Below are 17,260 nucleotides of genomic sequence, written 5' to 3' on the forward strand. Positions count from 1 at the left end.
GGTCCCGTCACGCCTCGAAGGGATTCTGGACCAGGATAGTATCCTCGCGTTCGGGGCTGGTGGAAAGCAGCGCGATCGGGCAACCCACCAGTTCCTCGATGCGCCGAACGTATTTGATGGCCTGGGCAGGAAGATCGGCCCAGGATCGCGCATTCGCCGTCGGCTGTTTCCAGCCTTCGATGGTCTCGTAGATCGGCTCGACCCGGGCCTGGGCGCCTTCGCCGGCCGGGAAGTGATCGATCTCCTTGCCGTCCAGCTTGTAGCCGGTGCAGACCTCGATGGTGTCGAAACCGTCGAGAATGTCCAGCTTGGTCAGCGCAAGACCGTTAATGCCGCAAGTCCGGACCGCCTGGCGGACCAGGACGGCATCGAACCAGCCGCAACGACGCGGCCGGCCGGTATTCGTTCCGAATTCACGGCCACGTTCGCCGATCTTGCGGCCGATCTCATTGTCCTGCTCGGTCGGAAACGGTCCCTGGCCGACGCGGGTCGTGTAGGCCTTGCACAGGCCGAGCACATAGCCGATTGCGCCCGGCCCCAGGCCGGCACCGGTCGCGGCCTGCGCCGCCACCGTGTTGGACGAGGTCACGTAAGGATAGGTGCCGTGGTCGACGTCGAGCAGCGCGCCCTGCGCGCCCTCAAACAGCAGGCGCTTGCCCTCGCGACGCTTGATGTCGAGCAGCCGCCACACCGTCTCCGCATAAGGCAGCAGCTTCGGCGCCAGCGCAGTCAGTTCGTTCAGGATGACCTTGCCGTCGATCAGTTCGAGGCCGAGACCGCGGCGCAGCGCATTGTGGTGGGCGAGCAGGCGATCGATCTTGTGCGGCAGCGTGTCGAGATCGGCGAGGTCCATCAGGCGGATCGCGCGACGGCCGACCTTGTCCTCATAGGCCGGGCCGATGCCGCGGCGGGTGGTGCCGATCGCGGTCGCTGCGCTCGCGGACTCGCGCAACGCATCGAGCTCACGGTGCAGCGGCAGAATGAGCGTGACGTTCTCAGCGACGCGCAGATTGTCCGGGCTGATGGACAGGCCCTGCGACTGCAGCTTGCTGACCTCGTCGAGGAAGGCTTGCGGATCGAATACGACGCCGTTGCCGATCACCGACAGCTTGCCGGCGCGCAGCACGCCGGATGGCAGCAGCGCCAGCTTGTAGGTCGCGCCGTTGATGACCAGCGTATGACCCGCATTGTGGCCGCCCTGGAAGCGCACGACGATGTCGGCCTGCTCCGACAGCCAATCGACGATCTTGCCCTTCCCCTCGTCGCCCCATTGGGCGCCGACGACGACGACGTTAGCCATTCGCAGCTCTTTCCTCTGCCAAGATCCAAAACAGCACGATCGGCTCAGTCGATATCGCTTCCGATGAGGGGCCAGCCTGGCCAACCATGCGCCCAGCCCAAATCGCGGCCGGGACCGCTCGCTTGCGAGGCGACCCACCGGATAAAGGAAGCCGCCGGGCTAGGCAAGCAAGAACGGGCCCCCGGAGCACACAACAGCGCCACCAAGCCTTTGATAAGCCCCAAAATTTCAAGCCACCCCGGCCTTGGCCCGGATGCCCGGCCCGGCGCTTCTGGCGGCGTCCTGGTCCTGGCAGCCGGATTGAGCACTGCAACGGCGGCGAATCTACGATCGAATGCCGCAAACCCTGCACATCGGCGATTTCTCAACGTCTCGCGATGTCCCGGGATCGACAACCTCAATGAGCGTTCAGGCCAAGCCACCACTCCAAGCCGGCCGGGCGCCATGCCCGCGGGCGGCGGACATTGCGGCAGGTCAACCGCCCGGCGGGCCGTCGTGCAAAGGAGGCGCGATGCCAAGGACCCCATCAGCCATGACGGCCGACGCGCGTGAACACTGAAACGACCTCCGGCCTGCACCAGTTCTGGCGTCTTGCGCCCGCGCAGGCCGCCCAAGCGCTGGACTGCGACCTCAACGGCCTCGGCGACTCCAGCGCCGCGGAGCGGCTGCAGCGCTACGGCCGCAATACCGACTCGCCGTCACACATCGTAGGTCCCCTGCGCGCTGTCCTGCGCCGGCTACTCGAGCCGCTGTCGCTGATCCTGCTCGTCGCGGGCATCATCTCGATGGCGACCGGCGACGTGATCGGCGGCGCGATCATCGTGCTGATCCTGACGCTGTCGATCGGACTCGATACCGTTCAGGAAGGACATGCCGTGAGGGCCGCCGAGGAGCTCCGGCGCTCGGTGGCCTTGACGGCCGAGGTCAGGCGCGACGGGGCCTATCGCGAGATCGACGTCGACCTGGTCGTGCCCGGCGACGTCCTGCGCGTGCGCGCCGGCGACATCGTTCCTGCCGATGCGTTGATCATCGAGAGCAAGGCCTTCACGGCCGGCGAGGCCGCGCTCACGGGCGAGCCCTACCCCGTGACCAAGCAGGCTGCCCTTCCGACCGATGCAGACGACACGTCGAATGCGCTGTTCCGGGGCTCGGTGGCACAGACCGGCGAGGCCACGGCCCTCGTCATCAATACCGGCGCGAACACGATGTTCGGCGCAGCCGCATCGGCTCTGGCGGAAGCGCAGAGGCGCACGCCGTTCGAGCGCGACCTGCATGAGTTCGGCCTGGTCATCGCGCGGCTGACGCTGGCGCTCGTGGTCATCGTGCTCGCGGTGCGCGTCGTGTTCGGGCGTGACGTGCTCGATTCCTTGTTGTTCTCGGTGGCGCTCGCGGTCGGACTGACGCCGGAACTGCTGCCGATGATCACGACAGTGACCTTGTCACGCGGCGCGCTGCGCATGGCCAAGCGAAAGGTGATCGTGAAACGGCTCGCGGCCATTCACGATCTCGGCGCGATGTCCGTGCTGTGCACCGACAAGACGGGCACGTTGACATCCGCCGAGATCACGCTCGCGCGCAGCATCGCGCCCGATGGACGCGACGATCCGCGCGCGGCGGAGCTCGGCGCCATCGCCGCGGCGCTGGGAGGCGATCGCGGGGCGCTCGATACGGCGCTGGTCGCAGGCGCCGATCATGCCGCGGCGGGCTGGATCCTGGGCGGGCAGCAGACCTTCGACTTCTCGCGCCGGCTCGGCTCGGTCCTGGCCATCAGGGGACTGGATCAGCTCCTGATCGTGAAAGGTGCGCCGGAAACCGTGATCGAGCTCTGTACGCAGCGGCGGCAAGGCGGCACGATCGCGGCGATCGACGAGGATGCTCGCGCCGAGATGCGCGCGCGCGTTCACGCGCTGGCGCAGGACGGCTTGCGCACGGTCGCGATCGCCTCGAAGCCGTGGAGCGGCGCGCCGCGCGAGATCGAGACCGAGGATGAGAAGGACCTGATCTTCGAGGGCCTGTGCGCCTTCGCCGATCCGCCCAAGCCGACGGCGGCAGCCGCGATCGCTCAATTGGCGCGCGCCGGCATCGCGCTGAAGATCCTCTCCGGCGACGATCCTGTCGTGGTCAAGCGGCTTGCGGGTCTGGTCGGATTGAAGGCCGACCGCGTGCTGTCCGGCAGCGATATTGCCGAGCTCAGCGACGATGCGCTCGCGGTGCAGGTCCGTTCGACTGACGCCTTCGGCCGGCTCGCGCCCGATCAGAAATCGCGCATCGTCAAGGCGCTGCAGGCCTCGGGCGAGGTGGTGGGGTTCCTCGGCGACGGCATTAATGATGCGCCGGCGCTGAAGGTCGCGGATATCGGGCTGTCCGTCGATGGCGCCACCGGTGTGGCGCAATCCGCGGCCGACATGATCCTGCTGGCCTCCGATCTCGAGGTCGTCGCCGATGGCGTCGAGGAAGGACGGCGCACCTTTGCCAACATCCTGAAATACGTGCGGATGGGCGCGAGCTCGAACTTCGGCAACATGCTGTCGATGGCGGTCGCTTCGATCATGCTGCCGTTCCTGCCGATGCTGCCGACGCAGATCCTGCTCAACAACCTGCTCTATGATCTGTCCGAGCTCGGTATCCCCTTCGATCGCGTCAGCCCGCAAGCGACCGCACGACCGCAGCGCTGGGACATGAAACGGCTATTGCGTTTCGCAGCGATCATGGGACCGCTCTCGTCGCTGTTCGATTTCCTCACCTTCGGCGCCCTGCTCTATCTTTTCCACGCGACGCCGGACGAGTTCCGGACCGCCTGGTTCCTGGAGTCGATGGCGACGCAGATCCTCGTGATCTTCATCATCCGCACCAATGGACGGCCGTGGAGCAACCGCGCCGATCCGATGCTGACGGCCTCGTCGCTGATCGCGCTGGCCGCCGCGCTCATCATCCCGTTCACGCCGATCGGCGCCTGGTTCGGCTTCGTGGCGCCGCCCGTGCCGTTGCTGGCCACGATTGCCGCGCTCGTCGTCGCCTATCTGATCAGCGCAGAACGACTCAAGGCGTTCGCGATCCAAGGCGATCCTCGGAACCCGCATCATCGCCGCGCGAGGCCCCGATGACGGTCATCATTGCATAGTCGCGATGCATCTGCCCTCTTGATGGGCAGCACCAATTGGTGTCTGTCGAACCGGCCGGGGAGGAACAGCGGCCTGGACACACCGGGCCGGATGCCGCGGCGCACCAAACCGGGTCCAACACCGCTGATGTCCGCTGCCGATCCCCCCGCATCCGCCGCGCCCGCGCGCGCCTGGATCGCGAACCAACCCTATGTGCTGCTCAGCATCACCGCGCTGTGCTGGGCCGGCAATTCGATCGTCGGCCGGCTCGCTGCCGGCCACATCCCGCCGGTGACCTTGTCGTTCCTGCGCTGGTCGCTGGCGTTCCTGCTGATCCTGCCGCTCGCCTGGAAACAGTTGCGCCAGGATTGGCCGGCGATCCGCTCCAAGCTCGGCATCATGATCGCGCTGTCGGTCACCGGCATCGGCGCCTTCAACACGCTGCAATATTGGTCGCTCGAATACACCCAGGCGCTCAACACGCTGCTGCTGCAATCCGCCGGACCGCTGATCGTAGCGGTGTGGTCGATGTTGCTGCTGCGCGTCCACCTGACACTGGCGCAGGCGATCGGCATCGTGCTGTCGCTCGTCGGCGTGCTGCTGATCCTGACGCGCGGCCATCCCACCGCGCTCGCCAGCATCAGCTTCAACAAGGGCGACCTGATCTTCCTGCTGGCGATGGCGGTGTTCGGATTCTATTCGGTGCTGACGATCAAGCGTCCGCAGATCCACGGCCTGTCGATGGTCGCCTTCACCTTCGGCTGCGGCGCGGCCAGCCTGATCCCACTCTTGATCTGGGAGCTCAATGCCCGCCCGGTGATGGCATTCGATACGCAGAATTTGCTGTCGCTGCTCTACGTCGCGATCTTCCCCTCGACCATCGCCTATCTCTGCTTCAATCGCGGCGTACTGCTGATTGGCGCCAACCGTGCCGCGCCATTCTTTCACGTAGTTCCGGTGTTCGGCTCGATCATGGCGTTCGTCTTCCTCAGCGAGCAGCCGCAGATCTTTCATTTGATCGGCTTCGTCCTGGTGCTCGGCGGTGTCTACGTCGCCTCGCGCAAGCAGGCGACCTGAGGCATTGCCGGAGGCGCGCTATCCGATGGCCTTGAGCGCCATGGCGATGGTCATCAGCGAGACGAAGCCGATCAGCACGATCCGCAGCCGCTCGGGCGAAACGCGGGTCGCGAGCCGCGCGCCGAGATCGGTGCCGGCGGCCAGTCCGACGATCACGGCGACTAAGGTGGGCCAGGACGGCAAGGCACCGTGCTGCCAATAGATCCAGGCTGACGGAATCGTCGTCGGCACCAGCGTCAGCGCCAGGCTGATCATCTGCGCGCGGTGCTGCGCCATGCCAAGGACCGCGCTCAAGCCGACGACTGTCGCCAGTCCGCCGCCGATGCCGAGAAAGCCGGACGACACACCCGCTGCGCTGCCGACCGCGAGCAGCGCAAATCCGCTCGGATCGACTGCGCAAACCGTGGTCTCGACGGCACCTCGCTTCGATGAGCGGCGCAGGAGCAGTACATCGAGCAGCAGCAGATAGATGACGTAGGCCCATCGCAGGATCGCCGACGCCGTGCCGTTGGCCAGGAGCGCGCCGATCGCACCGCCGAGGACAAATCCAAGCCCGAGCCACAGCAGCACGCGCAGCGGCGCCCGGCTGCCTTCGTCCCAATAGCGCTTGAGGCCGGCGGCACTGGTCGGCGGAACCTGCGCGACCAGCGAGAGTCCCTGCGCGACGTGCTGCTCGGCGCCGAGCAGCAGCACGGCGAAAACCACGAGACCGCCGCCGGGGCTGACGCCGAGCAGGCCGGACGTGAATCCGCCCACCAAGCCGGTGCCGAGGCCGCCCAGGAGATCGAGTCCGCTCATCATCTCGTCCTCCCGGGAGACTTCGGCAACGTCGCGGGCATCATCGTTTCGGCGCGAGCCCGGCCAGCAACACCTCGAAGCTGGCCAGCGCCTCGGCCGGCGAAAACGGCTCGCCCCACAGCCGCTGCAGCACGAAGCCCTGGAACATCGCGACCATGGTGCGTGCCATACTGCGCGGGTTGACCGCGCGGTCGATCACGCCGAGCCGCTGGCCGCGCTGCAGAAGCTCGGCGATGACCGCGATCGGCTTGCGCACGCCATCCACGACCTGATCGCGGACGGCATCGTCGCGCAGCGCCTCGGCCCAGAGCTGCAGGGCAATCCGCCGGCTGCGCAGCCCCTCCTCCTTCTGCATGTCCGCCAGCGAGGCGCGCGCGATCGCGCGCAGGCCTTCGAGCGGGTCCTGACTGTCGCGCGCGGCCGCGAGCAGCGCCGCATCGCGGGCATGGCGATGCTCACCGATCGCCTGGATCAGTTCCTCCTTGCTGGCGAAATGGCCGTAGATGCCGCCGGCACTGAGGCCGGACTCGGCGATCACGTCGGCAATCGTCGTCTGGTGGAAGCCCTGACGCGCGAAGCAGGCCGCTGCGGAGCGCAGGATTTCGTCGCGGCGGGCGGCCATCGTCGCCGGCTTCAGCTTCGGCATGCGCACCTCCTGGCCGAGCGACCAATCGCCTTCGAGCACAATTACCATACAAAACGAATATTCGTTTTGTAAAGAGGGGACGTTCTGCCGCCTTTCGGCATGGCGGCAATCCGCCGGGCGCTCTTGTCTCCGCCGCGCTTTCGGGCACAACTCGGCCCGCGCAACAGAAGCCGAATCCTTGCCCGCCCCATCCCAGTCCACATCGCCGGTCGCCTGGCTCAACAACCAGCCTTATCTGCTGCTCACGCTGGCCTCGCTGTTCTGGGCGGGCAACATCGTGCTGGCACGCTATGTCGCCGGCCACGTGCCGCCGCTGACCTTGTCGTGCATTCGTTGGATCGGAACCTTCCTGATGCTATGGCCGTTCGCGCGGGAGCATCTGGCGAAGGACTGGCGTACCCTGCTCGCGCATTGGCCGCTGATCCTGCTGTTCGCGCTCACCGGCTTTGCGATCAACAACGCGCTGTCCTACTGGGCGATGCAATATACTCAGGCGCTCAACGGGCTGCTGATCCAATCGTCGACGCCGCTATTCGTGGCGCTGTGGTCGCTGCTGCTGTTCGGCGTGCGGCTGACCTGGGGGCAACTCGCGGGCATCGCGATGTCGCTTGTCGGCGTGCTGGTGATCCTGCTGCGCGGCGATCTCGGCGCGCTCGCGGGCATCCAATTCAATCGGGGTGACCTGATGTTCGCCGGCGCGCTTTGGGTGTTCGGGCTCTACTCGGCGGCCATGACCCGCAAGCCCGCCGTGCACCAGTTGTCGCTGATCTCATCCTGCACGGCGGCCGGCGCCGTGCTGCTGCTGCCGCTCGCGGCCTGGGAGTACAGCTCTGGATTCGTGCTGAGGCTGGACCTGCTCTCCATGCTGACGCTCGGCTACGTGATCGTGTTCGCCTCGACGCTCGCCTATCTGTTCTTCAATCGCGGCATCAGCCTGATCGGACCGAACCGCGCCGCACCGTTCCTGCATCTGGTGCCGCTGTTCGGCTCGGTGCTCGCGATCCTGCTGCTCGGCGAAGAGTTGAAGCTGTTCCATCTCGCGGGCTACGCGCTGGTCATCGTCGGTGTGATCATTGCTTCGCGCGTGCCACTCAAGCAGCCCCGCACCGCCGGAGAGGCGCCCAAGAACTAAGCGTGCGGCAACACGCCCCAGGGCGAACAGCGCGCATCATCCGGCTGTCATGGAACTGTCAACGGAGCGTCAGGGCGCCTGTTCAGAACCACGCGTGGTTCAAGCTCAGGAGGCTTTCCATGCATCGATTTTTTCTGACCACCGTGGCCGCTCTGGCCCTCAGCACTGGCGCCGCGCTCGCCCAGGGCGAAGGCGAATTCCCCGCCAAGCTCGCTGGCCACGCCGTGCTGCCAGCCGAGTCCTTCATCGACGCGCCCGCCGACGCCCCGGACGACCTCAAGACCTCCGGCAAATACACCACCGGCAAGCGCGTCGAGGCGATCGGCAGCGTGATGGGCAAGTCCTATGAGCGGCCGACCGGCGTATCGCTGCCGTTCAAGGGACAGCCGCTGCAGGGGCATTCCGGCATCAAGACTATGGCCGACGGCACGTTCTGGGTGCTGACCGACAACGGCATGGGCTCGCGCTACAACTCGCCGGATTCGATGCTCTATCTCAATCATCACAAGATCGACTGGGCCGCCGGCAAGGTGGAGCGGCTCGAGACCATCTTCCTGCACGATCCCGACAAGAAGGTGCCGTTCCGCATCGTCCACGAGAATACGGCCAAGCGCTATCTGACCGGTGCCGATTTCGACACCGAGGGCTTCCAGATCATCGGCGATCACATCTGGATCGGCGACGAGTTCGGCCCCTACCTTATCAAGGCGGACAAGAGCGGCAAGGTGCTCGCCGTATTCGAGACGGTTGCTGACGGCAAGCCGGTGCGCTCGCCCGACCATTGGGCGGTCCAGTCCCCCGGCGCGCCCGGCGCGAGCTACACCAACGTCAATCTGCGGCGCTCGAAGGGCTATGAGGGCTTCGCGGCATCCACCGACGGCAAGTTCATCTACGGCCTGCTGGAAGGGCCGCTGTGGGACGCCGAGAAGAAGGATTGGGAGAAGGTCGACGGCAAGGAAGCCTCGCGCATCCTCGAATTCGACGTCGCCGCGGAAAAGTTCACCGGCCGCTATTGGCAATATGTGTTCGAGCAGAACGGCAACGCCATCGGCGACTTCAACATGATCGACCCGACACAGGGCCTGATCATCGAGCGTGACAATGGCGAGGGCACCGCTGACAAGGCCTGCCCGCAGGGCACCCGCGGCGACAACTGCTTCGCTGACCTGGCCAAGTTCAAGCGCGTCTACAAGATCGAGCTGTCGGACGCCAATGTCGGCAAGCCGGTCCGCAAGATCGCCTATATCGACCTGATGAAGATCAGGGATCCGGACAAGAAGGCGCGCAAGCCGCTGAATGACGGCGTGCTCGCCTTCCCGTTCTTCACGATCGAGAATGTCGATCGCGTCGACGACACCCACATCATCGTCGGCAACGACAACAACCTGCCGTTCTCGTCGAGCCGCGATCCCAACAAGGCCGACGACAACGAGTTCGTGCTGCTCGAGGTGGGCGACTTCCTGAAGGCGAAGTAAGCGCCTCACCATCGTGAGCGTCGCCGTTGTCCCCGAGGGCAACGGCGACGGTTCGATCAGGCCGTCCGCACCTTGGCCATGAAGCCGTCGACGGCCTGCTGCAGCAGGCCCGACTGGCTGTCGAGCTCGCGGGCACTCGACAGCACCTCGGACGCAGCGGTGCCGGTCGCTTCAGCGGCCTTGGTGACGCCACCGATATGCGCGCTGATCTCGTTGGAGCCGGCCGCGACCGACTGGATGTTGCGGGCGATCTCGCGCGTTGCATCGCCCTGCTGCGCGATCGAGGTCGAGATCGAGTTGGTGATCTCGCTCATCTGCGCGATCGTCTGGGTGATGCCGGTGATGGCCGCGACAGCATCCTGGGTCGAGGTCTGCATCGCCGCGACCTGCGCGGAGATCTCCTCGGTCGCCTTGGCCGTCTGGTTGGCCAGCGCCTTCACCTCGGAGGCGACGACCGCAAAGCCCTTGCCGGACTCGCCGGCGCGCGCCGCTTCGATCGTGGCGTTCAGCGCCAGCAGGTTGGTCTGCGCGGCGATCGAGTGGATCAGCTTGACGACCTCGCCGATCTTCTCGGCGCCGGTCGAGAGAACCTGCACCGTGGCATTGGTGCGCTCGGCATCGCCGACAGCCTTGCTCGCGATCTCGGTGGAGCGGGCGACCTGACGCGAGATCTCGTTGACGGAGCTCGACAGCTCCTCCGCCGCGGCCGCGACCGTTCCGACGTTGTCGTTCGCGCTCTGGGTGGCGTTGCTGACGGTCGAGGCGCGGACGCTGGCGTCGCTGGCCGTGGCCGTCATCGACTGCGCGGTGTGCTGCATGCCCTCGGCCGCAGAGGCCACAGAGCGGACGATGCCGTTCACGCTGCGCTCGAAATCGGCCGCAAGGTTCTGCATCGCGGCGCGCCGCTCGGCTTCCGTCCGCTGCTTGGTCGCAGCCTCCGCCTGCTCGAGCTCGCGCATCCGCAGCGCGTTGTCCTTGAAGATCTGCACCGTGGCCGCCATGGCGCCCACTTCGTCGCCGCGGCCGACGCCGGGGATCTCGCCGTCGAGCCGGCCGTCGGCGATCTCCTGCATGCGGTTGCCGAGACGATTGAGCGGAATGCTGATGCTGCGGCTGATCAGCCAGGCGATGGCGCCGGCGATGACCGCGATGCCGGCGCAGGCCAGCCACATCATCCACTTCAGCGGCTGCAGCTTGGCGTCGAGATCGTCGACATAGACGCCGGTGCCGACGAACATATTCCAGCCGGGAATCGCCATCGCGTAGGAGATCTTGCGGGTCGGCTGCTCCTGACCCGGGCGGAGATATTCGTAACGCAGCGTGACCTCGCCGTCTTTGGCAACGCCATCGCGCAATTCGACAACGAGCTTGCGCCCGTTGAGCTCGAAGTCGATCACGTTCGAGCCGCGCTGCTTCATGTCCTGCGAGATCACGACGGTGCCGTCCATCGTGTAGGCGAACAGATAGCCCATGCCCTTGTCGAAGGTCATGGTCCGGCCGCGATTGACGAACTCGTCGAGCGCGGCTTCCTTCGTCATCTTGCCGGCGTCGACCTCCTTGATCAGGCCTAGCGCCATGTTGCGCGCCGTCTCGACGATCGCCCGGCACTGCTCGATGCGGGCGTTGACCATCTCCCGATGCATCAGATTGGCGGCGAAGGTTCCGGCTGCGGCGAGGCCCAGGAGCGCGACGCCAACCACGATGGCGAGCTTGGGCGCAATCTTCATGTTATTCAGCAGCACGCAGCGAACTCCACCCTGATCATTGTCATCGTTTGTCAAGATTGACTGCCGATGAATTGAGCAGGGCATGGTTAGGGTTCGGTTGCGAACGGGCCCCGTAGAAACCCGGATCAGCTCGCGGCCGCGGCCTCCGGCGCAGGAATCGCAGAGGCTGCCGATCGCAGCGGCGCGAACTCCTCGGCGGTCAGCGTCTCCTTCGCGATCAGCAGCGTGACGCCACGTTCCAGGTCCTCGCGGTGGCCTTCGAGGATCGCGCGCGCACGGGCGCCGCCCTCCGCGATCAGGTCGCGCACGGCGAGATCGATCTCGCGCCCGGTCACCTCGGCCGCCGAGACGATCTGGTCCTGCGGCTGCAGGAACGACGCCTGCGGCCGCGGCGCATAGGTGCGCTGGCCAACGGTCGCGTCCATGCCGTACTTCGTGACCATCTCGATGGCGATTTCGGTGGCGCGCTGCAGGTCGTCGGCGGCGCCGGTGGAAACGTCGCCATCGAATATCAACTGCTCCGAGGCCCGGCCGCCCATCAGCACGGCGATGCGGTTCTTAAGCTCGCTGACCGCGAGCAGGAAGCGGTCCTCGGTCGGCCGCTGCATGGTGTAGCCGAGCGCGCCGACGCCGCGCGGAATGATCGAGACCTTCTGCACCGGATCGACGCCGGCGAGATTGGCCGCGACCAGCGCATGCCCCATCTCGTGATAGGCGACGCGGCGGCGCTCGGCCGGGCTGAGCACGCGGCTCTTCTTCTCGATGCCGGCGACGATGCGTTCGATCGCGACGGTGAAGTCGTCGAACGTCACCTCGTGGCCCTTGCGGCGCGTCGCGGCGATCGCGGCCTCGTTGATCAGGTTGGCGAGATCGGCGCCGGTGAAGCCTGCGGTGAGCGCCGCGACCTTGTCGAGATCGACATTGCCGGCCATCGTGATCTTGCGGACATGCACCTTGAGGATCGCGAGCCGTCCGCTTCGATCGGGCCGGTCGACCAGCACCTGGCGATCGAAGCGGCCGGCACGCAGCAGCGCGGGATCGAGGATCTCCGGACGGTTGGTGGCGGCGAGCAGGATGACGCCCGAACTCGGATCGAAGCCGTCGAGCTCGGCCAGCAGTTGATTGAGCGTCTGCTCCTTCTCGTCATAGCCGCCGAACTGCGCTCCGGCAGAACGGCTGCGCCCGAGCGCATCGAGCTCATCGATGAAGATGATACAGGGCGCAGCCTTGCGCGCCTGCTCGAACAGATCACGCACGCGCGCCGCACCGACGCCGACGAACATCTCGACGAACTCGGAGCCCGAGATCGAGAAGAAGGCGACACCGGCCTCGCCCGCCACGGCGCGCGCAAGCAGCGTCTTGCCGGTGCCGGGCGGGCCGACGAGCAGGATCCCCTTCGGCACGTGCGCGCCGAGCCGGCCATAGCTCTTCGGGTCCTTCAGGAACTGCACGACCTCCTGCAGCTCGAACTTTGCCTCGTCGACGCCGGCGACATCGGCGAAGGTCACCTTGGTATCGGTCTCGACATAGACCTTGGCGCGCGACTTGCCGATTGACATCAAGCCGCCAAAGCCTTGCTTGTCCATGACCTTGCGGCCGAGAAAGACCCAGATCAGATAGAACATCAGCGCCGGCACGACCCAGGACAGCAAGGTCTGGATCACGCCGCCCGATGGAACACCGGTGACCGTGACGCCCTTGGCCGCCAGCTTCTCAGACAGAGACGGATCGACCCGCGCCGTGACGAAGGCTGTCTTGCCGTCCGCCTGCTTGTCCTTGAACTTGCCCTGGATGGTGTCCTGGCTGACCGACACTTCTGCGATCTTGCCGTCGACGACGAGTTGCTCGAACTGGCTGTACGGAATGGTCTCGACGGTGTTGTAGGTCGTGAGCAGCCATTGCAGCAGCAGCATGCCGACGCCGGCCAGGAAGATATAGCCGACGGCAATGGCCTGCTTGCGGGCGTTCGGATCGGATTCCATGTCGGGCACTCGCGTTGCAGCGCCACGGCGCGATCGAAGATGATCAATGCCGCGGGACCTGCAACAGCGTGTAACAAGCGCACCCCTCCCCGCGCTTGTTCTGGATCAAGTCCAGCCGATACGGAACGGGCGGCGGCTTGGCCGGATGCCGGCCGGCGCCGTCTCCGCTCTCGCGCTGGCGCGCGAGAGCATCATTCCAGATCGATCGGCTGGTAGACACCGGACCTGTCGAGCTGGGTGCCCCAGACCTTGTGTAGCGCCTGATGATCGCCGCGGCTCAGATTGAGCGGGGTGCCGAGTCCCATGTCGAGATTGCGCGTGTTCTCCAGCGCCTCGACCAATCGCTCGGTGTCGAGCTGCGGCCCGCAGCGCTTCAGCGCATCGATCAGCAGGTTGGCGGCGATGTAGCCCTCGAGCGAGATGTAGTCCGGAACCTCGCCAGGCGCGACTTGCGCCAGCGCCGTCTTGAACTCGAGCACCGTGCTCGAATAGCCCGACACGGCCGGCACCGCCTGGGTCACGATGACGTTCTCGGTGAAGCGCGGACCTAGCAGCATCAACTCCTGCGCCAGCGCGGTCGCGCCGACGATCGACATGTTGGTGTAGATCATGCCGGGATAGAGGTCGCGCGTCTTCTCGATGAACTTTGCCGCCGGGCGCGTCGTGCCGACCATCACGATGGCCTTGATCGGCACCTTCTGCGCCTTGAGCTGGTTGACCGCCTCGTCCATGTCGATCGAGTTGCGGGCGTAGAGCAGCCGCACGATCGCCTTGTCGTTGAGGCCGGCTGCGCGATAGGCCCTGGCGACGCCGGCAAAGCCCTGCTCGCCGAGATCGTCGTTCTGTCCGAACACCGCAATCTGATTCGGCCTGATCTTTCGCATCTTCAGGAGGTAGCGCACCGCGGCGTCGGCCTCCTCGACGAAGCTTGGCCGGTAGTTGAAGACGTAACGATCGGGCGGGTCGTGCCGCACCACGCTGCCGCCGGTGAACGGCGCGAAGAACAGCACCCTGCGTTCGAGCGCGAACGGCACGGCGACGGCTGCGGTCGGCGTGCCCAGATTGCCGACGAATCCGAACACCTGCTCCCGCTCCCAGAGCAGCTTCATCGCGTCCGGCGTTCGCGTCGGTTCGAAGCCGTCATCGGCCGCGATCAGCTTGAGCATCCGTCCATGAACGCCGCCGGCGGCGTTGACGCGCGCGAACGCGACCTCGATGCCGCGCTTGTAGCTCTGCCCGTTCTCCTTGGCGCTGCCGGTGTACGGGATCACCATCCCGAACCGGATTTCCTGATCCGTCACGCCGCGCACGCTGCCGGACGCGGCCGCGGGTCTCATCGGGCTTGGCGCGGCAGCGGCCGCCGACGGCGCGACGGTCGCCGATACCGCCGCGGGCGGCGCGTTGACACTACGCTCGAGCTCCGTCAACTGGCGCTCGACCAGCCTGCAGTCGGCCCGACCGCCGTTCACCGCAGCGCGACCTTCGGCGAGGTTGCGTTCGAAGTCCCGGGCCAGTTCGTTGAGCTCGTTCGGATTGGTCGAGGCTTCGCGGATCGCCTGTTGAAACTTGACCAGGATGATCTGAACGCGACGTGACGGGATGCTCGTGCAGGCTTGGGACGAACCAAGGATCGGACCGACACGGCCGGCAAGTTCGCGAACCAGGTTCACACTATCGGCCGCGACGGCCGCATTTGCACTTCCAGCCAGCATGACGGCGGACAGCGCCGCCCAACGATACGAACGCCGCGCGATGCGCGAGGCGAAAGACGGATACTGCATCTGATAGACCGAAACCTCCGTTCAAGCGCGCCGATCCACACCCGCAGACCGGACGCAAGGGCGAGGCCAGTCGAGATGACCATCCTTGACGGTATTTCGGATATCGTCATGACGATTTGGAATGCGGAGATACATCGGGACATCAGTTCGCCAGCGACGACGAATGATCGAGGGCGGCCATTCTGGCCGACGTCCCTTGCATCGTCGCAAGCGTATCGTCCCCAAGTCCCGCAGTCGCCACGCGTCGAACGCCCGTCCATCGCTACCTGCGTCCGTGTCTCACGCGCAGACACGGCTTGGCCGCGATCTACGACCGCTTTGCGTTCGGATGAGGGCAAGCTTCGGCGATTGAGGCGCAGCTGTGCTTGCCCGGACAAATTCCATCCGGGCAAGCGCTCATACTTCGGGTTTCAACACAGTCCGCATTCTGATCCTGAGTTGATAGGACATGCAGATCATGCGCAGAACGCTCGCCTTGCAGCTCGCGGCAAACGAGGAACGTCGATGAGTTCTAACCTGCGGGACTCATCGTGATGGTCTTGTCCTTCGGCCAGCGGACGCGCCAAGCGAAAGAGATCTCCTTGGTCTCGCCGGGTCTGGCCTCGACGAGCCACTCGGTGACACCGCGCCGGTCGCGGACATTGATCGCGGTCGGCGGCGTGGTCGACGGCAGCATCTCGACGGTGATCTCCTCGTTCTCGCTGACCGGCAGTTGATCCTGGATCGCGACCTTGACGGGGAAGTCATGCGCGTTACGGATCGTCGTCTTGAAAGCGCGCTCGTCGATCTTCGCCGTGGTGACGATCAGACCCGCCGCGCCTTCATTCCGCTTCACGACGCTGCGCTCGACCTTGACCTTGTCGTCGGCGCCGAAGCCGAGACGTACGGATTCGTCCTTGGCTGCCGAAACCAGCTTCGAATTGCCGACGAACATGCCATCGCGATAGATCGACACCTTGCCCGGCAAAAGCGGCGCATCCTCTGCCTGTGTGAAGCTGGCTTCGAGATAGGCCGTGGGATCAGCGACCGGCGCCGAGCGAATGATCAATTCGGGCGTGATCGTCGCCGTCGAGATGCGCAGGCTCTTGGCGCCCTCGTTGGTGCCGACGCTGACGCGGCCGGGAAGCCGGAAGGCGGTCTGGTAGGCGCCGATCTCGACCGCGGTCTCGCGCTCCTCGGCCTTCCTGGCTGGCTCCGGAGCTGCCGGTGCGGGCGCGAGCGCCTCCATGCTCCGGCGCTTGGCAACGTTGTCCGACATCGTGCCGAGTTGCGCCATCGGCGGCGCCGGCGGCGGCGGATATTGCGCGATCACGGTCCGAAGCTCAGGCGCGCTGCCGCCGCGCCCCGTCCGCACCGTCGACACCGACAGCGTGACGTCAGACCAATCCTCGCCGGTGGTCTGCTGGATCTCGGCGCGACGCACCAGCTCGAGCACCGGCTTGCGGTCCTTCGCCGAGGTATCGAGGCGGGCGTCGTAAAGCGGCACCCAGCGAGCGTGCCGCACGGCGTAGGTGACGCGCAGTTTCGCTTTCGTCGCCGCCGCGGCGGAGAGTTCGATCTGGACTTCCATCTTGCTCGGGGGCTTCGCGGCGCGATCGGCCTGCAATCGCGCGATCTCGCGGTCGAGCTCGCGCTGCTTGCGCTCGCTGTCGCGGATCGCCGCGTCCGCCTGCCCCACCTCTTCCGCCACGGCCGCAAAGGCGGTGCGCCATTCAGCGATCGGACGCGCTTCGCCCTTTTCGCCGAGACCCGCGGGCGACGCTTCGGCAAAGCGCTCCGCGAACTTCTTGCGCGTGAGGGCGGCGGCGATGGCGCCGTCGAGATTGGCGCGTTCGTCCTTCAGCGCCTCGATGCGCTTGTCGATCTCGGGCAGGTTGACCGGCGGGGCGGCGCGCGGCGGCTTGGCATCGACGGTGCCGATCACGAGCTTCTCGCCGGCCTCACCTTCGACGCGCAGCGAGGACACATCGAGTCCGAGCGGAAAATCCTTGGCGATGGCCGTCGTCTCGCCAGCCGGGAGATCGAGCGAGATGAGCCGCGTGACGCTCGCGCCATCGGGATAGACAGTGACGGCATCGACGGAGGACGTCGCATCGAGATCGGCCGCGTAACCCGGGGCTGCGGCGAATGCCGCACCCAGAACGAGTCCCGTGGCCATCAGACCCTTGTGTCGCATGGTCATCATTTTCTCCGCAGCCCAGCACCCTCGGGACCGGAACAGCCGGTCCTTCGTCGGGCGTT

The 17,260-nt window shown here is 66.0% G+C and carries 11 protein-coding genes; 4 read left to right on the top strand and 7 right to left on the bottom strand.

All coding sequences use genetic code 11. The annotated features are described in order from the left end of the window. Positions 1–7 precede the first annotated feature (7 nt). A complete protein-coding gene (locus tag ACQR1Y_RS27395) occupies positions 8–1,300 on the bottom strand; it encodes an adenylosuccinate synthase (RefSeq protein WP_434878902.1) in 1,293 nt (430 codons plus the stop codon). Between the two features lie 548 nt (positions 1,301–1,848). On the opposite strand from ACQR1Y_RS27395, the gene mgtA reads away from it, so the two are divergent. Next, a complete protein-coding gene (mgtA, locus tag ACQR1Y_RS27400; protein WP_434878901.1) occupies positions 1,849–4,404 on the top strand; it encodes a magnesium-translocating P-type ATPase in 2,556 nt (851 codons plus the stop codon). A 144-nt stretch (positions 4,405–4,548) separates the two neighbouring features. Further along, positions 4,549–5,478 carry a DMT family transporter gene (locus tag ACQR1Y_RS27405; protein ID WP_434860466.1) on the top strand — a complete coding sequence of 310 codons (930 nt, stop codon included), beginning with the start codon at positions 4,549–4,551 and terminating at the stop codon, positions 5,476–5,478. Positions 5,479–5,496: 18 nt separating this feature from the next. Here the strand turns inward: ACQR1Y_RS27405 and ACQR1Y_RS27410 are convergent, their stop codons facing one another. Both ACQR1Y_RS27410 and ACQR1Y_RS27415 read right to left on the bottom strand, forming a co-directional pair. Then, positions 5,497–6,276, bottom strand: coding sequence for a sulfite exporter TauE/SafE family protein (locus ACQR1Y_RS27410; protein ID WP_434878929.1), 780 nt, complete (start codon positions 6,274–6,276; stop codon positions 5,497–5,499). A 40-nt stretch (positions 6,277–6,316) separates the two neighbouring features. Then, positions 6,317–7,144, bottom strand: coding sequence for a TetR/AcrR family transcriptional regulator (locus tag ACQR1Y_RS27415; RefSeq protein ID WP_434878900.1), 828 nt, complete (start codon positions 7,142–7,144; stop codon positions 6,317–6,319). Between ACQR1Y_RS27415 and ACQR1Y_RS27420 the strand changes: the two genes are divergently transcribed. Both ACQR1Y_RS27420 and ACQR1Y_RS27425 read left to right on the top strand, forming a co-directional pair. Then, positions 7,101–8,054 carry a DMT family transporter gene (locus tag ACQR1Y_RS27420; RefSeq protein ID WP_434860468.1) on the top strand — a complete coding sequence of 318 codons (954 nt, stop codon included), beginning with the start codon at positions 7,101–7,103 and terminating at the stop codon, positions 8,052–8,054. The genes ACQR1Y_RS27415 and ACQR1Y_RS27420 overlap by 44 nt on opposite strands. Positions 8,055–8,173: 119 nt before the next feature. Beyond that, positions 8,174–9,529: an esterase-like activity of phytase family protein gene (locus ACQR1Y_RS27425; RefSeq protein ID WP_434878899.1), complete on the top strand. Its 1,356-nt coding sequence runs from the start codon at positions 8,174–8,176 to the stop codon at positions 9,527–9,529. Positions 9,530–9,585: 56 nt separating this feature from the next. On the opposite strand, the gene ACQR1Y_RS27430 is transcribed toward ACQR1Y_RS27425, so the two are convergent. The 4 genes from ACQR1Y_RS27430 to ACQR1Y_RS27445 all read right to left on the bottom strand — a co-directional run bounded on the left by ACQR1Y_RS27430 (position 9,586) and on the right by ACQR1Y_RS27445 (position 17,195). Further along, the gene (locus tag ACQR1Y_RS27430) at positions 9,586–11,271 is read right to left on the bottom strand and encodes a methyl-accepting chemotaxis protein (protein ID WP_434878898.1); all 1,686 of its coding nucleotides are present in this window, start codon (positions 11,269–11,271) and stop codon (positions 9,586–9,588) included. Between the two features lie 110 nt (positions 11,272–11,381). Further along, entirely contained in the window at positions 11,382–13,238 is a 1,857-nt protein-coding gene (ftsH, locus tag ACQR1Y_RS27435; protein WP_434878897.1) for an ATP-dependent zinc metalloprotease FtsH, read from the bottom strand. 191 nt (positions 13,239–13,429) lie between these two features. Continuing rightward, positions 13,430–15,019: an ABC transporter substrate-binding protein gene (locus ACQR1Y_RS27440; RefSeq protein ID WP_434878896.1), complete on the bottom strand. Its 1,590-nt coding sequence runs from the start codon at positions 15,017–15,019 to the stop codon at positions 13,430–13,432. Between the two features lie 511 nt (positions 15,020–15,530). Then, positions 15,531–17,195 carry a mucoidy inhibitor MuiA family protein gene (locus ACQR1Y_RS27445; RefSeq protein ID WP_434878928.1) on the bottom strand — a complete coding sequence of 555 codons (1,665 nt, stop codon included), beginning with the start codon at positions 17,193–17,195 and terminating at the stop codon, positions 15,531–15,533. Between the last annotated feature and the right edge of the window lie 65 nt (positions 17,196–17,260).

Origin of the sequence: Bradyrhizobium sp. HKCCYLRH3099, from assembly GCF_051167855.1 — a bacterium.
Taxonomy (GTDB): Bacteria; Pseudomonadota; Alphaproteobacteria; order Rhizobiales; family Xanthobacteraceae; genus Bradyrhizobium.

Excerpts from the sequence above, each read along its gene's own strand:
- ACQR1Y_RS27410 (WP_434878929.1), bottom strand. The coding sequence starts at position 6,276 with ATGAGCGGACTCGATCTCCTGGGCGGCCTCGGCACCGGCTTGGTGGGC.
- ACQR1Y_RS27425 (WP_434878899.1), top strand. The coding sequence starts at position 8,174 with ATGCATCGATTTTTTCTGACCACCGTGGCCGCTCTGGCCCTCAGCACT.
- ACQR1Y_RS27440 (WP_434878896.1), bottom strand. The coding sequence starts at position 15,019 with ATGCAGTATCCGTCTTTCGCCTCGCGCATCGCGCGGCGTTCGTATCGT.
- ACQR1Y_RS27405 (WP_434860466.1), top strand. The coding sequence starts at position 4,549 with ATGTCCGCTGCCGATCCCCCCGCATCCGCCGCGCCCGCGCGCGCCTGG.
- ftsH (WP_434878897.1), bottom strand. The coding sequence starts at position 13,238 with ATGGAATCCGATCCGAACGCCCGCAAGCAGGCCATTGCCGTCGGCTAT.
- ACQR1Y_RS27445 (WP_434878928.1), bottom strand. The coding sequence starts at position 17,195 with ATGCGACACAAGGGTCTGATGGCCACGGGACTCGTTCTGGGTGCGGCA.
- ACQR1Y_RS27395 (WP_434878902.1), bottom strand. The coding sequence starts at position 1,300 with ATGGCTAACGTCGTCGTCGTCGGCGCCCAATGGGGCGACGAGGGGAAG.